Origin of the sequence: Lacrimispora struthionigena (genome assembly GCF_048627165.1) — a bacterium.
Lineage (GTDB): Bacteria > Bacillota > Clostridia > Lachnospirales > Lachnospiraceae > Lacrimispora.
Map to the genome: position 1 here is coordinate 2,161,449 of NZ_JBMBWP010000002.1, position 21,428 is coordinate 2,182,876.

Genomic DNA, 21,428 nt, shown 5'->3' on the forward strand with positions numbered 1-21,428 from the left:
TTCCATTACAGATGCCCTGAAAATGGAACCGGAAGCTATTATATTTATTTTCTTTTTGTACCGACGTAGGAGCCCATTCCGCCTGCCACATTTACTACATCAAAGCCCTTTTTTAAAAGAGAACTGCAGGTTCGTTTGCTTCTTGCACCGGACTGGCACATGATATAGTAGGTTTTGTCCTTGATTAAATATTTTTCCGGGTTATTTATTAAATTGCCCATAGGGATATTTTTTGCTGTTCTCATAGTTCCGCTTTTAAATTCAAATGGTTCCCGGATATCAATTAACTCAATGCTGCCAATAAGCGGATCCAAATCATTTACGTGAATTACTTTTCCTGTACTTCTTTTTAAAAATTCAAACATATTTTTATCTCCTCTTAACAGTTTCAGATATTTATTAAGCTTATTTTTATTATAAAGCCTGTTTTATTATTATCCGTGACTAACTCACATATACCGTCTGAGCAAGCAGAAAATCCCCGGACAGGCACCAGATGGCACCGGACCGGGGATCATAATTATCAATTTACTAACCTATTTACAAATACGCTCAATCTGTTCCTTTGTAATTTCGCGTTCAATCTTCTCCTGTATCTTACAGTCCTTAATCCAGACTGCGCAGGGACCATTTGAAACACCAAGGCGTTTTGCAAGTCCGTCCGATTTATAAATGTCAATACAGGATACCCGTATATTGCTATGGTTCTGCTCAAATTCTTTGAATACAGATAAAAGTTCCCTGGAATCTGCATCAACTGCATTATAGATATAGACCAGAGAAGGCTTTCCTTCATTCATAATCTGCTGCTCAAATATTTCACACTCGGAAAGAAATTTTTCTGCTCCATAACCTGCTACAGCTCCGTCCCCTACTGCAGTTGCAACCTGCTTTAAGAATTTATCCCGGACATCACCTACTGCATAAACTCCGGGTATATTGGTTTCCATCCGCTCATTGGTAATTAAATAGCCACCGCGGTTCATATCCAACATTCCCTTAAATATCTCGGTATTAGGCAGATATCCAATAAATAAAAAGCAGCTGTCAACGGTAACCGGAATCTTCTCTTCCGTCTTTACATTTTTTAAGACAACCGTGCCAAGTCTTTCATCTCCCTCAAAGCTGTCCACAACTGTATTCCACATAAATTCCATTTTGGGATTGGCAAGTGCCTGAGCCTTTGCAATTTCATTACAGTCCATCTTTCCGTTTTCATGCATGACGGAAACAATGACCTTATCCGCAAATTTTGTTAAGAACATTCCCTCTTCAATGGCTGCATCACCGCTGCCGATTACCATAACGGTTTTTCCGGTGTTGGCTGCTGCATCGCAGGTAGCACAGAAAGAGATACCTTTGTCATAAAGATACAGTTCCTCATTCTTTGCTCCGGTCAGACGGGGCTTTCCGCCACTTGCAATGATTACTGCCTTTGCCTCAAAAATATTGCGGAAGGTTTCCACTTTTTTAATATCTCCGTCAAGAGATACGCTTCTTACATCTGTTAATTTAAAGTCCACTCCGAATTTTTTAGCCTGCTTATGAAACAGATCCATCAGTCCAAGACCGGTGGCTCCTTCCGGGAAACCAGGATAGTTTTCAATCTCATTGGTATACGTTGCCAGTCCTCCGACCAGAGTTTTTTCAATAATCAGTGTCTTTAATTTTGCCCTGCCGCAATAGATTCCTGCAGTTAAACCGGCTGCACCGCCGCCAATGATGACTACATCATACTGTAATGTCTTCTTTTCCATGGTAATAAGATCCTTTCTAAAGGATTGGAGCAATCATTTCTGATTGCTCCAACCATTACATAAAATATTTTGCCAGTAATTTGCTTCCTATGAATGCTCCCACCAGAAGGAACGCTCCAAATACCCAGCCGGATAATGAGAAGGATGCAATTGCTGTAAACAATGCTCCGATATTACAGCCGTTTGCAAGCCTTGCTCCGTATCCCATAAGCAGACCGCCCAGGATCGCTGCCACTACCTGACGCAGAGTTTTAATCTTCTTTATTTTAAACTGTGATGCAAATAAGGTTGCCGCCAATGCTCCGAAGATGATGCCAAGATTTCGGATGGAACCGCCGTCTGCCAGAAAGCTGGTATGAAGCTCCTGCTGCATCTTTTCTGATGCATAATAGGCCCAGCTGCCTGCATCTCCGCCCAGTGCGTTATAAACCCAGGTTCCCCAGACAGCAAATGTACTTGTTACTCCCCAGCCTTTTCCAAATACTGTGAAATGAGCAATCTGGAAAACGGAAAGTAAAACAGCTCCCGCCACATAGGTTAAAGGTTCCTTTAACAGTTTTTTGTAAATCGGATGATCACCCAGTTTAATAAAAAACTCTTTCAATTCATTCACCTACTTTCAAAGCGGTTATTATTTTGCTTTCTCAATAACGATTTCCCATTCACCGTCATCTACTTCTTCAATTTCAACATTGTGTCCCTGTTTTCTAGCCCATTCAGGAACATTCTTCATTGCACAGCTGTGGTCGATGGAAACAACCAGCACATCACCTACAGATAACTCACTCATCTTTTTTTCAGTTTTCATTAACGGTACAGGACAAGCCTCGCCTAAACAATCCAGTGTAAATTCAGCCATTTTTCTATCTCCTTCATATAATAAAATTTATTCAATACTTCCCATTTTCTTCTGCTGCCATTTCACAGCAGCTATGTAGAGCAATACAATAATCAGTGCCTGAACCACAATTGCCCCAAACCAGCCAAATACGTCAGGTAAAAATATCTTCGGAGCATTGGTATTTAACTTGCCCCAGAATCCCATATCATGAGCACCCCAGACGGAACCTGCGACAAAAAATACCAGTGACAGCATCTGCATGAGGAAGCCCTCTCCTACACGCATTAATGTTCCGGAAGCACAGCCTCCTGCTATTACCATACCAATTCCAAATAAAACGGCTCCGATGATTAACGGCAGCCCGATGGGGGATACCCCCGCCATGTTTAAATTGGTATCTCCGCCGCCCATGGCGCTGGCATATTTAATTGCAACAAATCCCACGCTGGATACAGCAACTGCCACCAGGACAGCTCTCGTTACTGATGTGCTCCCTGTTATGCAGGGATCACGGAATGCTGCTGTAAAGCAGAATCTGGAACGCTGCAGAATATAGCCAAATGCGATGCCAAAAATCCAGTAAACCGGCAGCTTATTACTCCCCTGCCCCAAATAGAATCCAAAAGCGATAATCAGTGCAGTAAGCAACAGAGCAAATGGAATCTGACTCTTTTTGGGCTTTCTTGGCTTACGCACTCTTTGTGTACCTGTCTCGGTACTTGAATTAGTCTCTGACACTTGAATCCTCCCTTCTACATTGATAATTATATAACGAACTTTACAGTAAAATTATATCATAATAAATGGAAAGCTGTTAATCAAGATTTTTATATGGTATAAGATATCCTTATACCTAAATAAATCTTGCCACTAGTCATAATGCGGTATATTTGTTATAATTGGCCGAGGGGAAACGTAATGAATTTTAACAGTTGACAGTTTTAAGAAGGGGGATTTTTATGAACGTTCTAAATCTGAAGATGTTTATTAAAATAGTGGAAACAGGAAGCATCTCAAAGGCTGCAGAATTAATGAATATCAGCCAGTCTGCACTAAGCCAGCAGCTTCGTGCCATGGAGTTAGAAATTGGTACCCGGCTTTTTGAGCGCAATTATAACGGGGTTGTTCCTACGGATACAGGTAAAATCGTATCCCATTATGCCACAGAAATTACATCTTCTTATGACCGAATGTTTCTTGATATCTCCAACTCTCAAAACCAGAATAAAACCATACATATTATGGCCAACCCCTGTGTCTATTCCTATGCCCTGCCCTGTACCCTTTATCATGTAAAAAACAATTATCCCCAATATACCCTTCAGATGGAGGTCATGTCCAGCCAGAACATTGAAGAAAAAATAACAAAAGGTCAGGCAGATATGGGTATTATTATCGGCAAACCAAAGGATAAAAATCTTTCTTCCAAAAAGGTATTTACCGACCGGTTCTGTCTGGTTGCCGGAGAAAAGATGGAGGTTCCGGACCAACTGTCCTCTGAGGAACTTTATCATTATCCTCTGCTAATGCTTGTAAAGAATCAGAAAACCAGGCAGCTCCTGGACAAATCCCTGGTTAAAAACGGAATTCAGATCGGGAGACTTCATATTCCTTACACACTGGAATCCACGGAATCCATTAAGCTGTCGGCAATTAACGGTTTCGGACTGGCTTTTCTGCCCTATATGGCAATAAAAAAAGAGCTTTACCATAAGCAGCTTCGCATCATAGAATGTCCTGGGCTGGAGTTTGAAAATGATTACTACTCCATCAAACGTTCTGGTGATGTTCCTGCTTCTCCTGAATCGGCAAAGTTCATAAAATATATTGAAAAAATATTAAAGGACACGATCTGTTAATACTTTCTTTAACGAACAAGCCTATTGTATATCTGATTAAGCGGGTGTAAAATGATGTAAGCTAAGAACACTGTAAGGCTGGTTTTACCAATATCGTTTAAATGAAAGTGAAAAAAGGGCTATATGATGAAAAAATACATAATTACGATTCTTGCAGTATCGTGGGGCTTAACGGGTCTAATATTCCTAAATCCCAAAACAGCATTAAACAATTTTGGGCTGATCATGTTTATTCCTTTGATTATTACAATTATGTTTCATAAAATCGAAGAAAAGAAAACCGGTATTAAAGTAAGAATATTAAAAAAGCATTTTAATAAAAAAGCAATGCTGTTTGGGTGTTTCTATCCAATCGTATTTATTATGATCTGCGCAGGGATATCAGTTATGCTTGGGCAAGGAACTGTTATGCCAGACAAGGAACCTGTTATTTGGATTATTACGCAGCTGGTAACCGTTTTAATTGGCCTAATTTCCGCACTGGGTGAAGAATATGGTTGGAGAGGTTATTTACTTCCTAATTTAACTGTCATTTATGGAAAAAGGAAAGCGGTATTATTGACAGGTATAGTTTGGTCATTGTATCATATACCAGTTGTCTATTTATTAGCAAGGTTAACGGGGCTTGGAAATCCACTTCTAATATGTGCAATTCAGGCGGCAGTTGTCTTTGTTTCAAATTTTGCTTTTTCATTTTGTTATTATTTGTCAGAAAGCATTATACCTGTAATAATCTTTCATTCTATCTGGAATACGTGGAATACAGCTATCTTAGGTGACATATACACTGGAAAACAGGGCATTGTCCGTGGCAATATACTCACCATTAATGGTGAAGGGGTTATGGGATTAATCATAGCAACAATTGCATTATGTTTTTTTTGGAATAATTTTAATAACCATAAAGTATTCGATTGCCAATAACAGTTTAAAAAATTGCACAGGCACTATCTGCCAGCTGTTATGGTAATCTCCCATACGCCATTCATTACCTCATCCAACTGGTAACTTAATTTATTGGCTTTGCAAAAGGATTCCAGATTGGAAATGGTGCAGCTGTGATCTGTAACCAGCAGATAGTCTTCCCCTTTTTGTATGGAATCCATAACTGCCTGCAGTTTCATTACTGGTACAGGGCAGATCTCGCCCAGACAATCTATTTTTTTCATACTTTTACCTTTCCTTCTCCTTCATCTCAATACATCCTCCGCTTATCCCTACTCTTTCACCCAGTAAAAAGTACCATCGTTGGTCCGATCCATAAAGCCATATTCAATAAGCGCTCTTCGAATGGCGGCATTATCATCATAAATTCTTTTTAAGATACGGTTTAACTCCTTCTCTTCATATTGCTTACCCGGGACAAAATTCTTTACAATTTCGCTTAATACAACCAGCTTTTTCTTCTCCCTTGCAGGGATGCTCTTTAAACCGCCTTTATCATTAAAATAGGTTTTTCTGATACTCTCAACCTCTTTATCTGTTATATTATAACGGTCATCCACCATAGTGGCCGAGTTGTGTGCGTCTTGCAGAACACTTCCTTCCAGCCGGCTGATCTCCTTTTGCGTCTGCTCAGACAGCAGTTCCATCATAGCCAGAAAAACCTTGGCCTGCTTTTCTTTTTCCCTTAATTTATACTTGTGGTTTCGAATGGTTGAATCAGCAACGCCCAGTGCAGAAGCTACCTCCTTATCTGACATCCCCTGAGCAATGAGCTGCAGCACCTTCTGCTGCGCCTGGGTAATTCCTGTATTCCCATAGCTCATATTCAGGACATAGGATAACATAGACCCATGTTTTTCTTTTATATGCTCTTTCATTGATTTTTCTGCGTCATAGAAAAGCCCATCCTTTTCATAGATCCGTCCTTCCAGATAGCTTTCCCCGCAGACAACACAGGTATATGTTTCCCCTTCTTTGATATACCCGTTTTTTAGTTCATCCTTTGATGCGTCCCAAAAAATAGTATCATCTCCTTTCCATCTTATATATCGGATATAATAACACCTTTATTATTATATGTCTATATATTTATAGTTATTTTAAATATATGTTTACATTTTACACTTTTATCGCAAAAAAGCCACTGCATGTTTTGTCTTTGCAGTGGCTTTAAAACTAACAACTCTTTTTTGCAATTCCCGGTCGTGTCATATTCATGGGATTCAGAACTATATTTACATCAGCCGGAGACAGCAATCCTTTTTTTATAATAAGCTCCCTCACTGGTCTTCCTGTCCGAATGGCCTCTTTCGCAATTTCCGCAGAATCTCTGTAACCGATGTGAGGACATAAAGCAGTAATAACTCCCACACTGTTTTCTACTAATTGACGGCATCGATCCTCATTTGCAGTTATGCCGGTAATACAGTGATCCACAAATGTCTCTACCGCATATGTCAACGTATCAAGGGATTGAAACAGAGAATAAAACACAATGGGTTCAAAAGCGTTTAGCTCCAGCTGTCCCGCTTCAGCGGCTAATGTAATGGTCAGATCATTTCCAATAATATGGAAAGCCACCTGATTAACTACCTCGGGAATGACCGGATTTACTTTTCCAGGCATAATGGAAGAGCCGTTCTGTCTTGCCGGAAGGTTGATTTCTCCAAATCCTGTTCTTGGTCCTGAGGACATGAGCCGTAAATCACTGGCTATCTTTGAGAGGGTAACTGCACAGGCCTTAACAGCCCCGGATACTGCTACAAAGGAATCCAGGCTTTGTGTTGCATCAAAGAGATCGGAGGCCTGTATCAAATCTATACCGGATATTTCTTTTAATTTTGGCACGATCCGCTTCATGTAATATTCATCCGCGTTAATTCCGGTACCTATGGCGGTTCCGCCTAAATTGACGGATCTGATTTCTTCAAATACTTTCTCAATCCGGATCATATCCCTTTTGACAGCCGTTGCATAGGCCTGGAATTCCTGCCCCAGACGAATGGGTACTGCATCCTGTAACTGGGTTCTTCCCATTTTAATCACATGATCAAATTCCTTTGATTTTACCTCAAATGCCAGCTTAAGACGTTCCAGCTGTATTAATGCCTTCTTTAAAAGAACATAACATGTCATTTTGCCTGCTGTAGGAATTACATCATTGGTAGATTGTCCGCAGTTTACATGATCATTGGGATTAACCAGGCTATAGTCTCCTTTTTGTCCACCCAGAATCTCTATGGCTCTGTTTGCTATGACTTCATTGGCATTCATATTCAGGGAAGTCCCTGCTCCGCCCTGTATGGGATCTACGATAAAATACTCCATAAACTTTCCTTTCAGTAATTCATCGCATGCCTGCACAATTGCCAGGGAGATTGCTTCATCTAAAAGACCCGCTTCAAAATTGGTAATTGCAGCGGCCTTTTTAATATAAACCACATTTTTAATAATCTCTGGATGCATGTTAAGTCCTGTAATATGAAAATTTTCTTTTGCCCTTAAGGACTGACTGCCATAATAAGCACTTTTTAAAACCTTCATCTCACCAATGATGTCTTTTTCCACACGATACTCTTCCTCTTTATCAGTCAACCTGTATTCCATAGGATACCCTCACTTTTTACAAATGTTTGATATGTAATTCTTGTAATAAGTATATATTCCATTTATACTATAATCAAATATCAATTGATTTATAATTATCATAACTTTACATTTATATGGAGGCAGCCATGTTTTCTGGAAAAGAATACGTTTATGAGGTCTACAAAGAAAAGAGTTTCTCAAAAGCAGCAAACAATCTCTATATTTCACAACCCTCGTTGAGTTCCACCATTAAAAGAATTGAAACCAAAATTGGTATGCCGATTTTTGACCGAAGCATAACACCTGTGGGGCTGACAGAGTGTGGTCTTAAATATATACAGGCAGCCGAATCTATCATGGCCATTGAACAGGACTTTCGTAATTATCTCGATGATGCAAGGAACTTACAGACCGGAACTCTGACCATTGGAGGCAGCAATCTATTTACTTCCTATGTCATTCCCCCTCTTATCTCCAGCCTGCACCAGCAGTATCCAGGGATTAACGTTACAATCATCGAAGACAATACCAGCAATCTTGAATCCCAGCTTTTACTGGGATCACTGGATTTTATCGTAGATAACAGCACGCTGTGCGAAACCAAGTTTGATTCTTTTTTATACCGGGAAGAACATTTAATGATCGCCGTTCCTAAAAAATACCAGATTAATCAAAAGCTTCAGGGATATCAGGTTTCTCTGGAACAGATCCGGTCAAATGCATGTCAGGACCCAAAAGTTCCTGTAGTGCCTTTGATGGAATTTAAGGATTACCCTTTCATTATGCTAAAGCCGAATAATGATACCATGCAAAGGGGAACTCATTTATGTAAAGCAAATGGGTTTAAGCCTGATATCCTGTTTGAACTGGACCAGCAGTCAACCGCATATCACATTGCCTGCTCCGGAATGGGAATCTGTTTTGTAAGCGATACACTTTTATGTAAATCACCTGCGCTTACAGATATGATTTATTACAAGCTTGACGAAGAAAAAAGCAAACGTAATATCTGTTTCTTCAGTAAGAAGAACCGGTATATTACGTTTGCCATGTCTGAATTTTTGAAATTGATTTCTTAGCTGGATAAATTATTTCATCATGTCTGCAATCTGCTCTGCATCCAGAACATCATCGATTACCTTTGCATAATGAGCGTATGTTACAGTGAGGTCAGGTGATAAGATAAATGCCGCAGGCAGCTGCAGCTCGTCCCCCTCATACCTTCCATGAGAGAAGCCTGCTGCCATGGCTTTCCCGACTTTCACCATGGTCTTTAATCCAGCCAGATCTTTTTTACTGGCTGCCGGAAGGATTTCAAACTCCCGGTAAAGTTCTTCTTTTGGATCACAGACAATTTCAAAGGGGAACATATCTTCTTTTCCCATGTCCTCTCTTAATAAATCTGGATCGCTCTGCAGAACCACCAGTAATTCTCCTCCTGCCGCCGTAATCTTTTCATAGTTTTTGGCATACTGGGAAAGGTCATACTGGCACAGCGTACACCCATAATAGCGAAGAAATACAAGAGCAAGTTTCTTTCCGCCTGCTGCCTCGCTGAGCCGGACATTTTTACGAAAAGGTGTATCAAATGTAAAATCACGCATCTTGTCATTTACATATATTTTTCCCATATTGTGCACCTCGTTTTTCCGTGAATTTATTTGGCGTTAAAAACATGTTCATTCAGACGTTTCATTGCTTCCTCAACTCTGCTGAAAGGAAGAGCCAGATTCAGACGAATGGAGCATGGTCCATGGAACATGCGGCCATCCTGCCATGCAACACCTACATCCCAGCCGGCCTTTTCCAGTTCATCAATGGTTTTTCCATTCTCTTTACACCAGTCTGTACAGTCCATAAACAGCATATAGGTTCCCTGTGGTTTGGAAAGCTTTACACCTTTGAAATTCTTTGTGATATAGTCATAAGCATAATCCACATTGCTGGTGAGCACCTGGCACAGCTCGTCCACCCATTCAGCACCTTCCGGTCTATAAGCGCCGATTAACGCATGCATGCTCAGTACATTCATGTCATTGTAATGGGATTTGCTGCTCTGGGCGCGGACACGGTCTCTTAAATATGGATCATAAATAATATGATAGGAACCGATCAGCCCTGCCAGGTTAAAGGTTTTGCTGGGTGCATAAAGGGCTATGGTACGCTTGCGGGCATCTTCACTGACGGACTGAACCGGAATATGTTTATTTCCATCTAAAATAAGATCGGACCAGATTTCGTCAGAAATAACGATACAATCATTATTCTTATAGACTTCCATCGCTTTTTCAATCTCCCATTTTTCCCATACACGTCCGCATGGATTGTGAGGATTGCAGAAAATAGCGGTATGAATCTTATGGGCCTTTATTTTTTTATCCATATCCTCATAGTCCATGCGCCATACGCCGTTCTCGTCCTGCTTTAATGGACTATGTATGATTTTGCGTCCATTATTCTCAAGGCTCATGGTAAAACCGATATAGGTAGGGGAATGGAGAAGTACTGCATCCCCAGGTGCTGAAAATGCGTTCAGTACAGAGATCACTCCGCCAAGTACACCATTTTCATATCCGATGCATTCCTTTGTCAGTCCTGTTACCCCGTTTCTCTCCTCCTGCCACTTGATTATGGCATCGTAATACTCCTCTGATGGGCTGAAATAACCGAATGCCGGGTGCTGCACACGTTCCACAATGGCGGCACAAATGGATGGCACGGTTGGGAAGTTCATATCTGCAACCCACATGGGAATCGTATCATACCCATCCTTTGGAAGATCCGGAGCGAAACCTGGTAAAGTTCCAAGACCATCCACAGCAATGGCATCTTTGCCTCTGCGATCCATAATTGATGTAAAATCGTATTTCATAGCTAATATCCTCCTTTATCTTTTGCCATCGGCACGGTAAACCTTAGTGACAGCAAACTCCTGGTATTTATTTTATTATTTTTACTCCTCATCATCTGCAAGTGCCTGAACAATAATCGCTTTTTTATTTTCCTCCAGGAACTCCTTTTTCACTGCTCCGGTATGGATACGAAGTAACGAGAATCCAACGCATATTGCCAGAATAACAATGGACGCAATGATATCCTTTCCTTTTAAATCTTTAAATAAGTTAAAAGCTACCACTCCAGCACAGGCTGCAGACAGAACACAAATTATATTATACACCGGAATGGGCATACGAAGTGCACATTTTTTCCACTGGTCCGGATATTTTTTGGGCAGTGTAATACATGCCATATTCAGATATACATTCATTACCATGGAGGGAATCATTACCAGTGATATAATGGAATCCAGACTGAATCCAAGCAGGATTGGCATTACGCTGAGCAAATAAAAAGCAAGCTGAATGACCCATGGAAAGCCACCTTTTGTCGTCTTTTTAAATACAGGAGGAAGCCATCCGTCCTCTGCAATCTTCATCAGCGGATAACGGAACATGGCAATACCGCCTAATAAGCTGGTCGCAATCGCAAATACACCACCGCCTAAAATAAACACAACGTAAATGCTATTAGGGAATATTGCTTTAGCAGTTGCTCCCAAATTAGCTCCTGCAACCTGATCATATGGCAATACTCCGGCTGCAACAATACTCATTACACCATATATTACAGCTAATGCCAGAGTGATCCAGAGAATCGCAAGCGGGATGGTTTTTTTTGGTTTTTCAGTAACTGCAACCATGGATACCGGTGCCATTGTGGTTCCCTGGCAAGCCCAGCCCATAATTGCGATTGCACTAACAAATCCAGCGAAACCGCCATGGAAGAAACCACCGTCCGCATTGGAAAAATAGTCCGGTCTTACCTGTGGCATACCAAAAATGACAAAAATTGCAATTGCTCCAATTAAAATTACGGTCATTGCATTTTCTAAAAGTGTTATAAAACGGGAACCACGCAGAGTGCTTGCAAAAAAGAGTGTCATAATCAGAATCGCCACCGGACGGGTAAAAGGCGCAACTCCGGGAAATACGGCTGAAATATAGTTAACCATACCAAGGGCATAGCTTGACATAGCCATGCTGTTTACGAGAGCCATAGTTGCTGAAAAACCAGTCATTGTCGGATTAAACAGCAGCGCTTTCTGGCTGTAATCCCCCCCTTTAAATACAAACATGGAACTCATGATTACATTGTACATATAAGCCAGAAGCATAAATAAACATCCGCCCACACATACCAGAACAATTGATCTGCCAGTATAACCAATTCCAAATCCAAGTAAAACAAAGATGCCTGAACCAATTGCGCCACCCAAACCAAGACCGAAAATATTTAACATACCGAGCTTTTTACCATGCTCTTCCATTATGTTTTCCTCCTCCATGAACGTCTTATCAATTAGCTTTCATACATACTACAATACTGCGACCGCCTCAATCTCCACTCTGGCATCCTTTGGAAGGCTGCCTACCTGGAATGCCGCTCTGGCAGGGCAGATACCCGTGAAATATTGTGCATAAACCTCATTCATTTCTGTAAATTCCCCAATATCCTTTAGTAATACGGTGGTTTTCACCACATTCTCCATTCCTGCACCGGCAGATTCTAAAACAGCGCGGATATTCTCCAGTGACTGCCTGGTCTGCGCCTTAATATCATCTCCTGCAAATGATCCCGTAGACGGATCAATAGGAAGCTGTCCCGATACATAGATCGTTCCAGATGCCATAATTGCCTGAGAATAAGGTCCAATTGCAGATGGCGCTTTGTCAGTACTCAGTTCTTTTTTTTGCAACAAAACATTCCTCCTTTTTAATAATTTTTTTATCCTTTTGATTGTAAATTTATCATAACACACTTTTCAATATTTGACAATAATTTTATCAATGTGACAAAATTTTTATATATTTTTTTGTTTCATAATTGATTCTTCATGGAAAAATGATATAATGGAAGAGAGTATGAAAGGAATGTGAATAATAATGACAGATAACGAATTATTAGATATGTATAAACCCATGGTTTCTTTTTTATCCAGCCTGTGCGGCCCTGGCTGCGAGGTTCTGCTTCATGATGTGTCAAAATCAGACATCGGTACTGTAATAGCGGTTGCCAACGGCCATCACTCCGGACGGGGCATTGGTTCTCCCATGACTGACCTGGCTAATCAGATCAGAAAAGATCAGATTTACAAAACCCAGGATTATCTTACGAATTATCATGGTGTGAGTAAAAGCAAGAATTTTATATCCAACACCTATTTTATTAAGAATGAGGACAGGCTGATCGGTCTGCTCTGCGTGAACCGGAATACAACAGCGATTCATGAATTGGATCTGGCTTTGTCCAATTTGAAAAAACATTATAATCTGACAGAAGGAAGAAAAGATATACAGGAAGATTTAAGCACTCCGGTTGAAGAGATGCTTTCCACTCTTGTAACCCAGGCAGTGAAAGACGCGGGAGTCTCACCTCAGCGCATGTCCAGACAAGAAAAGATTAATATTGTAAAGCAGTTGAATGAACAGGGGATCCTGACCATGAAAGGGGCAGTTTCTGAAATCGCAAGACAGCTTTTTGTTTCTGAACCCACTGTTTACCGGTATTTAAACCACAAATAGTATAAAAAAAACTGCCGTTATAAACCGGTATACATCCGGAATAAACGGCAGTTTCACTTTTAGCTTTCAATTATTTTATTTTTCAGATTCAAAGGCTTCCTGTAATGCATGAAGAAATGTATCAGGACTCTGAGCACCTGAGACAGCATACCAATTATTAATTAAAAAATACGGTACTCCATTGATATTCAGTTTCCGGGCCATATCCTCGTCCTTTTTCACCTCTGACTTAAGCTGATCACCAGCCAATTGTATGGTTAGGTCAGCAATATCAAGACCAGCTTCTTCCGCCAGCTTTAAAAGAGCTTCCCTGTCACCGATATCCATTCCTTCTTCAAAATATCCCTGAAAGAAACGGTTCACCAGTTGGTTCGCTTTCCCCTTTGATTTTGCATATTGAATGATTTCATGAGCCAATCCTGTGCTATTAAGTTTTAATAAATCAAAACGGTAATGAAGTCCGACTTCAGCTGCTGCTTTCACAATCATATCATTATTACGTTTTGCTTCCTCGTAGCTGGTGTGGTACTTATCTGCGATTACCTGATTGATATCCTTTCCTCTTACAGATTCTCCTGACATGTTCAGCTCAAAACTTCTATATATGACTTCTACTTCATCTTTACGCTCAAACTTATCTAATGCCATTTCGAACTTTGTTTTGCCCATATAGCAGAAGGGGCAGACAAAATCGGACCAAATTTCTATTATCATACGATCAGCTCCTTTTCCTTTTTTTGGCTGTTTAAAGTATCTTCCTTTTGTGGAAGATACTTTTATTATACTGACAATTTCAAAAAAAGCAAAGGGGATTCTGTACTTTTATTTTAAAAGAATCCAATAATTTTCATATTCAGTTCCATCATGTCCAACCAGTTTATGATCTGTCCATTGAAAATTCATTTTTTCCAGTGCTTTCCTTCTTTCTCCCGCCAGAGGTATTGCTTTTGTCGCAATAATCTGACATTCAAATAATTTATAGATTGGTGCAATTAATATGGATAACAAGTTTTCAATGCAGTTTTCTGTTTCGTAATCGCTTCTTAAATCCATTCTTAATAAACCGCATTGATTAAAATCATCATTTGATCTTCTCTGAAACACCTCTATGGTTCCAATCACTTCATCCCTCTTTTTCGAGATTACGGACCAGCGCACAAAGCTTTTCCGTTCATACTCATCAATCCAGTAATTTACTGCCTCTTCCATACATTTATATGAATTATAATAGAAATCATCACCATGACAGTTATCACTATTAAAGAGCGGCACGGATTTTTCATCACTGTAAACACGTAAAAGAAAGGGGACATCCTTATGCTCAACAAACCTCAAAAGATAATAATCATTTTCCAATACAGGACACTTTTCATAAACATCTGACATATAGAAACCTCATCTCTCATTTTCTTCTATTATACCAAAGGAACCATGACAACTCTGTGTCATGGTTCCTTTGAAATCAGTTATGTGAATCAGGCTTAAAATACCAGTTCCAGTCCCCATGGTAGATCATACGCTTATTCATTCCGCCATCTACAGTAATTGTTTCTCCTGTAACAAAATCCTGATCACATAAAAATGTCACCATCTTTGAAATATCCTCTGGCGTTCCCACCTTTCCTGCCGGAATTGCAGCCACATCTTCCTGGCCAAATTCCTCCTGTTCCGTCACATTAATCCAGCCAGGTGCAATACAATTTACCAAAACTTCAGGACCTAATGAGATAGCCAGTGCATGAGTCAAAGCAACGATCCCACCTTTCGCACTGGCATAGGCTTCTGTATCAGGTTCTGACTGAAATGCACGGGAAGAGGCAATGTTAATAATTCTCCCCCGGTTCTTCTTCAATTCATCCTTGCATAAACGGCTTAATTCAAAAGGAGCCTTCAATCCGATGGATAAGGTATAGTCGAATTCTTCGTAAGTTAAACCTGACAAGATTCCTTTATTTCCCCGGCAGGCGTTATTAACCAGAACATCAATCCGTTTCAGCTTATCAAGGGCAAATTCAATGAAACTTTTCAGGACTGCCGGATCCGCCACATCTCCATTATAATAAAACAAACCGGGGGTCTGGTTTACAAAATCCAGGGATCTTTTTTCATCTGTGTCAATGAAACATACCTGATCTCCAGCATTGATAAAATCAGAACATATTTGTTTCCCTATCCCGTGAGCTCCCCCTGTCACAACCACACCTCTGTTCATAGCCCTCTCCTTCTTAAAAAAAAATCACATAACTCTATCCATGCTGTACAATCTGTACTTCCAGACCATTGGGGTCTTCCACAAAAAAGAAAGTGGTGGAAGGTGCTGGTGAAAAGGGCCCGCTTTTAATTTCTATCTGATTCTGCTTTACCATCGCCATTGCCTCTTCAATCGATGGAACTTCAAACCCAATTGTTATCCCTTTGCTCTCCTGGGAAATACCGTTTTGTTCGATTAATTCAATAAGCGCATTGCCCGGCTCTCCAAGCATGGCGATTTTCATATCGGGTCCTGCTTCAAATTGACTTACAATGCCAAGACCAATGATGTTGTGATAAAACCGGATTGATTCTTCTAAAGATTTTACATGAATGGTTGTCCAACAAAACTTCATATCCTGCCTCCGTATTTACTATATTATTATTATGCTGCCTCAAACTGACTGTTATAAAGCTGAGCATAAAATCCGTTCTTTGAAAGCAGTTCCTCATGGCTTCCGCTTTCGATAATATCACCATCCTTCATAACCAGAATTAAATCTGCATTTTTAATGGTTGAAAGCCGGTGCGCGATCACAAAAGAAGTTCTACCTTTTGTGAGCTGATCCATAGCCGTCTGAACCATACGTTCTGTACGGGTATCAACCGAGCTTGTAGCTTCATCAAGGATTAATAAAGGTGCGTTTTGTATCATGGCTCTGGCAATGGTAATCAGCTGTTTCTGGCCTTCTGAAAGACTGGCTTTATCATTTAATATTGTATCATAACCCTTTGGTAATGTCATAATAAAATGATGTAGTCCTACTGTTTTGCAGGCATTGATCACATCTTCCTCCGTCACCCCCTGCTTACTGTAAATAATATTTTCCCGTATGGTTCCTTCAAAAATCCAGGTATCCTGTAATACCATACTAAACTGAGCATGCACATTCTCTCTTGGTACCTGATTTACCGGTACCCCGTCAATCAGAATTTCTCCTCCATCCGTCTCATAAAATCTCATAAGCAAATTGACCATGGTAGTCTTTCCGGCTCCCGTAGGTCCAACAATAGCCACCTTCTGTCCTGCGCTAATTTTTGCAGAGAAGTTATTGATTACCGGCTTATTGGGTGTGTAACCAAATCTGACATTTTTAAATTCCACAGTTCCTTTTACATCTGTTAAAACATTCTTTTTCTCTGATTCATTCTCAAGTTCCTCTTCATCAAGAAATTCAAAAACGCGTTCACTTGCGGCTGCAGTCCTCTGAAGATTATTCATTGCCTGAGCGATCTGGGATAACGGCTGGGTAAATAAACGGATATACAACATAAATGCAACAATCACACCAAAGGTGATGGTTCCTTTCATAGCAAGAGCCGCACCTACCACACAGACAGCAACATATCCGAAGTTCCCCACAAAGCTCATCAGTGGCATCATAAGTCCTGAAAGAAACTGTGATTTCCATGCACTACTGTATAAACTGCGGTTGCTGTTTTCAAAAGCATCTTTTGCTTCCCTGCTGCCATTATAAACCTTAACAACATTATGACCGGTATAAACTTCCTCAATCAGCCCGTTAATCTGACCTAATTCTGTCTGCTGTTGTTTAAAGTATTTCTGTGACTGTTTCATAATAATCATCATGAAACTAAAACCTATTACGCTGGAACCTACCGCAGTCAACGCAAGAATCCAGCTGTTATAAAACATCATGATCAAAGAACCAGCCAGCATGGTAATCGCAGAAATTAAGGTTCCAACACTTTGATTTAATGTTTGTCCAATGGCATCCACATCATTGGTCACACGGCTTAATACATCTCCAATGCTTACTGAGTCAAAATACTTCAAAGGCAGGCGGTTCATCTTCTTCGAGATGTCTGTCCTCATCTTTTTTGAAATAACCTGTGTAATGGTTGCCATAACCAGACTCTGTATATAGTTTAACAGTAGAGAAATAGTGTAAAACACTACCAGCATCCGCCCAATTTTTATAACTGCATTCATGTCAATGGTTCCCAGAACCGGTGCTCCATTTACCATGGCAGGTAGCCCTTTCATGATTTCATTTGTTAAATTTTTTAATTGATCCGGTCCAATAATCTGTAATATGGTACCAATCGCAGCTGCAGCCAGAGCAAAGACAATGGCAGGAAGATATTGTTTGCAATACACCATAAGCTTTGTCATCGTAGTATTAAAGTTTTTTGGTTTTTCCACAACCTGCCCCATAGATCCCTTTCCCATGGGACCGCCTGACATTGGACCTGTATGGGAATTCTTTTTTCCTTGTTGTTCACTCATGATATTAATTCCTCCTGACTAAGCTGTGACATTGCGATTTCCCTGTAGACACTGCAGGTTTTAAGCAACTCTTTGTGCGTTCCTTTTCCAACTATCTTTCCTTCATCAAGAACAATGATCTGATCTGCATCCATGATTGTTCCAATTCTCTGTGCAACAATCAGACTGGTAGCTCCCTGGGATTCCTTTTTAAGAGCAGTTCGTAACACCCGGTCAGTTTTATAGTCCAGTGCAGAAAAGCTGTCATCAAAAATATAAATCTCCGGTTTTCGGCAAACAGCCCGGGCAATTGCAAGACGCTGTTTCTGTCCTCCTGATACATTGGTCCCTCCCTGTGCGATCTCTGCCTCATACTGATTCTCCATGTTCTCCACAAATTCACTGCCCTGAGCAGTCCTTACCGCAGATTTAATCTCTTCTGGCAGTGGTTTCTTCTTTCCATTATCACCAAATGCCACATTGCTGCTTACTGTCCCCCGAAACATCACTGCTTTCTGGGGTACATATCCGATCTTATTATGAAGAGCCTCCTGTGTATAATCCTTTACATTCACGCCATCAACCAGAATCTCGCCTTCTGTTGCGTCATAAAATCTGGGAATCAGACTGATCAGCGTACTTTTTCCGCTTCCAGTAGAGCCGATAAATGCCACAGTCTCACCCTTACCTGCCTGAAAACTAATGTTCTCCAGAACATAGTCGGCAGCTCCCGGATATTGAAAGCTGACATTTTTAAATTCAATGGTTCCCTGGGCACCCATTTCCCCATCTTTTTTGTCTCCGTCGATAATAACCGGCTTTGTTTCAAGTACCTCATTAATACGTTTTGCAGAGACGGATGCTCTTGGCAGAAGGATAAAAATCATTACCAGCATCATAAAGGACATGATAACCTGAACCGCATAAGATGAAAATACCACCATGTTGGAAAATATAGTCAACCGGTCCATAGCCTGGGCGGCGTTTATTAAATTAGCTCCAATCCAGTATATTGCCAGAGACAACCCACTCATTAATGTAGTCATCATGGGCATCATAATTGCCATGCCCCGGTTGGTGTATAACTGGGTGGCAGTCAGTTCCTGATTTGCCTGTTCAAACTTCTCTTCCTGGTAATTTTCTGCATTATACGCTCTTACAACCCGTAAACCGGTTAAATTCTCTCTTGTAACCCGGTTTAAACTATCTGTCAGTGATTGCATTTTCTTGAATTTGGGCATAATGAACATCATAATTGTTCCTATCACCACAACCATAACTCCGACTGTAAAACCCGTTGCCACAGTCCACTCATATCCTTTTCCTGCTATTTTTGTAATTGCCCAAACCACCATGATGGGAGCCTTAATAAGCATCTGAAGCCCCATGGTAATAAGCATCTGCACCTGGGTGATATCATTGGTGGACCTTGTAATTAAACTGTCAGTAGAAAAACGGTTAATTTCTTCCATGGAGAAAGAATCTACTTTTAAAAACAAAAGACTTCTAAGTCTCTGGGAAAAAGAAGCCGCAATTCTGGCCGCAAAGAAACCAACTGCTACTGCAGAAACCAGACTGCCTAAAGCACAAACTAACATTTTTGCTCCTGCCACCCATATGTCTGCCATCTCACTGCCTGGAACCTGTGTCATCCTGGTAATTTCTGACATATAGTCCGGAAGCTTTAAATCCAGCCAGACCTGAGCAACAATAAATATCAGACTGACAAAAACCTGTAGCCATTCTGCCTTTTTCAAACGTTTCAGTATAGTAATCATGTATGATCCTCCTCTTTACTAACTTCGTTATATACTAATAGTATTAGTTAATTCCGGTAAAATATGCAGCCGATTAATCGGCCGCACATTAATTAAACTCCTGGGGATTTCTTTCTGCAAGCTTCTTCATTATCCGGATCAACTCCGTCGCATCCGCTTCTCCCAGATACTCAAGCATGCTTCTTGTAATATTCAAAATCATATCAGAATGTTTCTTCGCCTGTTCTCTTCCTGCTTCAGTCAGATCTACGAGAATTCTTCTGCGATCCTCTGTGTCTATTCTCCGGGTAATCAGGCCTTTTGCCTCCAGACTATTCAGCGCTGCAGCGATTCTGGCAGAGGTGATTCCCATTTCATTGCTGATTTCACTTGGAATAATACCGCCCCTACGCTTGGAGATGTAAAAGAGCATAAAATTTTCGCCATGCATGGAATCGTGAATCTTCTTCTGCCCATTCATATGACGCATCTGATGCATGATCTGCATATATTCACGGGCCAGGCTTGTATAATCCATTTAGTCACCTTCTTGTTTTGTTTTAATTAGCTAACACAGTTAACTATATACACTATTAATTATTTTGTCAATACTTGTCTCTGTTTTTTTTTATTTTTTGCTCAGGATATAACTGGTAACCGTTTTAATGTCTTTATTGTTACCGGAATCATTGATTTCCTGACTGAGCTCATAATTTGTTATAAAGGTACCATCCTTTTGCTGAAAGCATACTTCAGCAATTAACTGGCCGCTGCCTCCGTCGTATTGATCGGAAACGATTGTAATAATGTCCTTTAACCCATCATTATTTAAATCTTTAAATGAAACTGCTTCTACATCAACACTGTAAGGAAAGCCGTTGGTAAATTCATAGAAAATATCCCCTTCTTCATTGGTCAGATAAAAAACCACCGGTACATGATTACCCTGCGTTAACTTTCCTGATACAAATTTAACCTTTCCCCATGAATCCAGATCAACCATAAAGGATTGATTCTCAATCGGTTCAAAACCTTCTATGTTTTTCAGGTTGTGAGGAGCAAAGTCAAACTTACCTTCAGGAATGGTCATTACCGTATCTTCCGATTTCTTAGTAATTACAATTTCTGCAGTCATTTCACTGGGGGACTTAAATGTGAATTTCAGTGTACCCTCATTTCCCCTTGAATCATTTACAAGCACGCACTCTGCTGAATCTCCACCTACAATTCCTTCAAATTGAGCATTGTCCATGTTGTAAGAAGGGCTGCCGCCCACCGCTGTAATCTCTCCCTTAAGTTTACCGTTGTAAATACCGTTAATCACAAACGAAATACCACCGTTTTCAGGGAAGTTGCTGTCTGTATTTCTGATCCAGTTCTTTTTAAAATAATCCATATAGTCTGTTTCTTTTTCTTTCTCTGCCATGGTCGTTTCAGAAGGCTCACTCTCCTGAGATGATTGTATGGAAATGGTTAAATCCTGAGTCTCTTTTACAGACGAACTTTCTGTTTCCTGTAAGCGGTCCGGCGAAGCCGCTTTCTGGCAGCCTGCTGCCAGGCAGGATACTGTAATTATGGTGAGTAATAATTTTTTATTCATAATACCTCCATTTTGTTA

At 40.4% G+C, this 21,428-nt stretch carries 24 protein-coding genes; 4 read left to right on the top strand and 20 right to left on the bottom strand.

Features of this window, described 5'->3' with window-relative positions:
• Nucleotides 1-44 precede the first annotated feature (44 nt).
• From ACOAOT_RS19055 to ACOAOT_RS19075, 5 genes are all read right to left on the bottom strand, one after another.
• Entirely contained in the window at nt 45-365 is a 321-nt protein-coding gene (locus ACOAOT_RS19055; protein ID WP_420218414.1) for a rhodanese-like domain-containing protein, read from the bottom strand.
• A 171-nt stretch (nt 366-536) separates the two neighbouring features.
• Entirely contained in the window at nt 537-1,757 is a 1,221-nt protein-coding gene (locus ACOAOT_RS19060) for an FAD-dependent oxidoreductase (protein ID WP_420218415.1), read from the bottom strand.
• 55 nt (nt 1,758-1,812) lie between these two features.
• Nucleotides 1,813-2,361, bottom strand: a complete 549-nt coding sequence (locus ACOAOT_RS19065) for a YeeE/YedE thiosulfate transporter family protein (protein WP_170822827.1) — start codon at nt 2,359-2,361, stop codon at nt 1,813-1,815.
• Nucleotides 2,362-2,388: 27 nt separating this feature from the next.
• Entirely contained in the window at nt 2,389-2,616 is a 228-nt protein-coding gene (locus tag ACOAOT_RS19070; RefSeq protein ID WP_104434092.1) for a sulfurtransferase TusA family protein, read from the bottom strand.
• Between the two features lie 27 nt (nt 2,617-2,643).
• A complete protein-coding gene (locus ACOAOT_RS19075; RefSeq protein ID WP_420218416.1) occupies nt 2,644-3,336 on the bottom strand; it encodes a YeeE/YedE thiosulfate transporter family protein in 693 nt (230 codons plus the stop codon).
• A 221-nt stretch (nt 3,337-3,557) separates the two neighbouring features.
• Here ACOAOT_RS19075 and ACOAOT_RS19080 point away from each other — a divergent pair, with 221 nt between their 5' ends.
• Together ACOAOT_RS19080 and ACOAOT_RS19085 are read left to right on the top strand one after the other, a co-directional pair.
• On the top strand, nt 3,558-4,457 hold the full coding sequence (locus ACOAOT_RS19080) for a LysR family transcriptional regulator (RefSeq protein WP_420218417.1): 900 nt from the start codon (nt 3,558-3,560) through the stop codon (nt 4,455-4,457).
• A gap of 123 nt (nt 4,458-4,580) precedes the next feature.
• Nucleotides 4,581-5,381, top strand: coding sequence for a CPBP family intramembrane glutamic endopeptidase (locus ACOAOT_RS19085; RefSeq protein ID WP_420218418.1), 801 nt, complete (start codon nt 4,581-4,583; stop codon nt 5,379-5,381).
• 23 nt (nt 5,382-5,404) lie between these two features.
• Here ACOAOT_RS19085 and ACOAOT_RS19090 read toward each other — a convergent pair whose 3' ends face one another.
• From ACOAOT_RS19090 to ACOAOT_RS19100, 3 genes are all read right to left on the bottom strand, one after another.
• Nucleotides 5,405-5,626: a sulfurtransferase TusA family protein gene (locus tag ACOAOT_RS19090; protein WP_104434078.1), complete on the bottom strand. Its 222-nt coding sequence runs from the start codon at nt 5,624-5,626 to the stop codon at nt 5,405-5,407.
• A gap of 48 nt (nt 5,627-5,674) precedes the next feature.
• On the bottom strand, nt 5,675-6,280 hold the full coding sequence (locus ACOAOT_RS19095; protein WP_324293263.1) for a DUF2087 domain-containing protein: 606 nt from the start codon (nt 6,278-6,280) through the stop codon (nt 5,675-5,677).
• A 298-nt stretch (nt 6,281-6,578) separates the two neighbouring features.
• On the bottom strand, nt 6,579-8,009 hold the full coding sequence (locus ACOAOT_RS19100; protein ID WP_420218419.1) for an aspartate ammonia-lyase: 1,431 nt from the start codon (nt 8,007-8,009) through the stop codon (nt 6,579-6,581).
• A 128-nt stretch (nt 8,010-8,137) separates the two neighbouring features.
• Between ACOAOT_RS19100 and ACOAOT_RS19105 the strand changes: the two genes are divergently transcribed.
• Entirely contained in the window at nt 8,138-9,070 is a 933-nt protein-coding gene (locus ACOAOT_RS19105) for a LysR family transcriptional regulator (RefSeq protein ID WP_420218420.1), read from the top strand.
• Between the two features lie 9 nt (nt 9,071-9,079).
• Here ACOAOT_RS19105 and ACOAOT_RS19110 read toward each other — a convergent pair whose 3' ends face one another.
• The 4 genes from ACOAOT_RS19110 to ACOAOT_RS19125 form a co-directional block, all read right to left on the bottom strand.
• A complete protein-coding gene (locus ACOAOT_RS19110) occupies nt 9,080-9,622 on the bottom strand; it encodes a peroxiredoxin-like family protein (RefSeq protein ID WP_349671829.1) in 543 nt (180 codons plus the stop codon).
• Nucleotides 9,623-9,648: 26 nt separating this feature from the next.
• Entirely contained in the window at nt 9,649-10,863 is a 1,215-nt protein-coding gene (locus ACOAOT_RS19115; RefSeq protein ID WP_420218421.1) for a MalY/PatB family protein, read from the bottom strand.
• A gap of 81 nt (nt 10,864-10,944) precedes the next feature.
• Nucleotides 10,945-12,318, bottom strand: a complete 1,374-nt coding sequence (locus ACOAOT_RS19120) for an APC family permease (protein ID WP_420218422.1) — start codon at nt 12,316-12,318, stop codon at nt 10,945-10,947.
• A gap of 48 nt (nt 12,319-12,366) precedes the next feature.
• Nucleotides 12,367-12,747, bottom strand: coding sequence for a RidA family protein (locus ACOAOT_RS19125; RefSeq protein WP_420219454.1), 381 nt, complete (start codon nt 12,745-12,747; stop codon nt 12,367-12,369).
• A gap of 187 nt (nt 12,748-12,934) precedes the next feature.
• Here ACOAOT_RS19125 and ACOAOT_RS19130 point away from each other — a divergent pair, with 187 nt between their 5' ends.
• Entirely contained in the window at nt 12,935-13,573 is a 639-nt protein-coding gene (locus tag ACOAOT_RS19130) for a helix-turn-helix transcriptional regulator (RefSeq protein ID WP_420218423.1), read from the top strand.
• Nucleotides 13,574-13,648: 75 nt separating this feature from the next.
• On the opposite strand, the gene ACOAOT_RS19135 is transcribed toward ACOAOT_RS19130, so the two are convergent.
• The 8 genes from ACOAOT_RS19135 to ACOAOT_RS19170 form a co-directional block, all read right to left on the bottom strand.
• Complete coding sequence (locus ACOAOT_RS19135) at nt 13,649-14,287, bottom strand: DsbA family oxidoreductase (protein ID WP_420218424.1); 639 nt, start codon at nt 14,285-14,287, stop codon at nt 13,649-13,651.
• Nucleotides 14,288-14,395: 108 nt separating this feature from the next.
• Entirely contained in the window at nt 14,396-14,959 is a 564-nt protein-coding gene (locus tag ACOAOT_RS19140) for a GNAT family N-acetyltransferase (RefSeq protein ID WP_420218425.1), read from the bottom strand.
• Nucleotides 14,960-15,035: 76 nt separating this feature from the next.
• Nucleotides 15,036-15,785, bottom strand: coding sequence for an SDR family oxidoreductase (locus ACOAOT_RS19145; protein WP_420218426.1), 750 nt, complete (start codon nt 15,783-15,785; stop codon nt 15,036-15,038).
• Between the two features lie 34 nt (nt 15,786-15,819).
• The gene (locus ACOAOT_RS19150; RefSeq protein ID WP_420218427.1) at nt 15,820-16,179 is read right to left on the bottom strand and encodes a VOC family protein; all 360 of its coding nucleotides are present in this window, start codon (nt 16,177-16,179) and stop codon (nt 15,820-15,822) included.
• A 29-nt stretch (nt 16,180-16,208) separates the two neighbouring features.
• Nucleotides 16,209-18,074 carry an ABC transporter ATP-binding protein gene (locus tag ACOAOT_RS19155; protein WP_420218428.1) on the bottom strand — a complete coding sequence of 622 codons (1,866 nt, stop codon included), beginning with the start codon at nt 18,072-18,074 and terminating at the stop codon, nt 16,209-16,211.
• Nucleotides 18,071-19,831 carry an ABC transporter ATP-binding protein gene (locus tag ACOAOT_RS19160; protein ID WP_420218429.1) on the bottom strand — a complete coding sequence of 587 codons (1,761 nt, stop codon included), beginning with the start codon at nt 19,829-19,831 and terminating at the stop codon, nt 18,071-18,073. The genes ACOAOT_RS19155 and ACOAOT_RS19160 overlap by 4 nt, the downstream gene beginning before the upstream one ends.
• Before the next feature lie 88 nt (nt 19,832-19,919).
• Nucleotides 19,920-20,348, bottom strand: a complete 429-nt coding sequence (locus ACOAOT_RS19165) for a MarR family winged helix-turn-helix transcriptional regulator (protein WP_420218430.1) — start codon at nt 20,346-20,348, stop codon at nt 19,920-19,922.
• A gap of 90 nt (nt 20,349-20,438) precedes the next feature.
• Nucleotides 20,439-21,410, bottom strand: a complete 972-nt coding sequence (locus ACOAOT_RS19170; RefSeq protein ID WP_420218431.1) for a hypothetical protein — start codon at nt 21,408-21,410, stop codon at nt 20,439-20,441.
• Nucleotides 21,411-21,428 lie beyond the last annotated feature (18 nt).

Excerpts from the sequence above, each read along its gene's own strand:
- ACOAOT_RS19140 (WP_420218425.1), bottom strand. The coding sequence starts at position 14,959 with ATGTCAGATGTTTATGAAAAGTGTCCTGTATTGGAAAATGATTATTAT.
- ACOAOT_RS19055 (WP_420218414.1), bottom strand. The coding sequence starts at position 365 with ATGTTTGAATTTTTAAAAAGAAGTACAGGAAAAGTAATTCACGTAAAT.
- ACOAOT_RS19060 (WP_420218415.1), bottom strand. The coding sequence starts at position 1,757 with ATGGAAAAGAAGACATTACAGTATGATGTAGTCATCATTGGCGGCGGT.
- ACOAOT_RS19070 (WP_104434092.1), bottom strand. The coding sequence starts at position 2,616 with ATGGCTGAATTTACACTGGATTGTTTAGGCGAGGCTTGTCCTGTACCG.
- ACOAOT_RS19145 (WP_420218426.1), bottom strand. The coding sequence starts at position 15,785 with ATGAACAGAGGTGTGGTTGTGACAGGGGGAGCTCACGGGATAGGGAAA.
- ACOAOT_RS19155 (WP_420218428.1), bottom strand. The coding sequence starts at position 18,074 with ATGAGTGAACAACAAGGAAAAAAGAATTCCCATACAGGTCCAATGTCA.
- ACOAOT_RS19115 (WP_420218421.1), bottom strand. The coding sequence starts at position 10,863 with ATGAAATACGATTTTACATCAATTATGGATCGCAGAGGCAAAGATGCC.
- ACOAOT_RS19150 (WP_420218427.1), bottom strand. The coding sequence starts at position 16,179 with ATGAAGTTTTGTTGGACAACCATTCATGTAAAATCTTTAGAAGAATCA.
- ACOAOT_RS19085 (WP_420218418.1), top strand. The coding sequence starts at position 4,581 with ATGATGAAAAAATACATAATTACGATTCTTGCAGTATCGTGGGGCTTA.
- ACOAOT_RS19080 (WP_420218417.1), top strand. The coding sequence starts at position 3,558 with ATGAACGTTCTAAATCTGAAGATGTTTATTAAAATAGTGGAAACAGGA.
- ACOAOT_RS19095 (WP_324293263.1), bottom strand. The coding sequence starts at position 6,280 with ATGAAAGAGCATATAAAAGAAAAACATGGGTCTATGTTATCCTATGTC.
- ACOAOT_RS19090 (WP_104434078.1), bottom strand. The coding sequence starts at position 5,626 with ATGAAAAAAATAGATTGTCTGGGCGAGATCTGCCCTGTACCAGTAATG.
- ACOAOT_RS19120 (WP_420218422.1), bottom strand. The coding sequence starts at position 12,318 with ATGGAAGAGCATGGTAAAAAGCTCGGTATGTTAAATATTTTCGGTCTT.
- ACOAOT_RS19165 (WP_420218430.1), bottom strand. The coding sequence starts at position 20,348 with ATGGATTATACAAGCCTGGCCCGTGAATATATGCAGATCATGCATCAG.
- ACOAOT_RS19105 (WP_420218420.1), top strand. The coding sequence starts at position 8,138 with ATGTTTTCTGGAAAAGAATACGTTTATGAGGTCTACAAAGAAAAGAGT.
- ACOAOT_RS19130 (WP_420218423.1), top strand. The coding sequence starts at position 12,935 with ATGACAGATAACGAATTATTAGATATGTATAAACCCATGGTTTCTTTT.
- ACOAOT_RS19100 (WP_420218419.1), bottom strand. The coding sequence starts at position 8,009 with ATGGAATACAGGTTGACTGATAAAGAGGAAGAGTATCGTGTGGAAAAA.
- ACOAOT_RS19135 (WP_420218424.1), bottom strand. The coding sequence starts at position 14,287 with ATGATAATAGAAATTTGGTCCGATTTTGTCTGCCCCTTCTGCTATATG.
- ACOAOT_RS19170 (WP_420218431.1), bottom strand. The coding sequence starts at position 21,410 with ATGAATAAAAAATTATTACTCACCATAATTACAGTATCCTGCCTGGCA.
- ACOAOT_RS19110 (WP_349671829.1), bottom strand. The coding sequence starts at position 9,622 with ATGGGAAAAATATATGTAAATGACAAGATGCGTGATTTTACATTTGAT.
- ACOAOT_RS19160 (WP_420218429.1), bottom strand. The coding sequence starts at position 19,831 with ATGATTACTATACTGAAACGTTTGAAAAAGGCAGAATGGCTACAGGTT.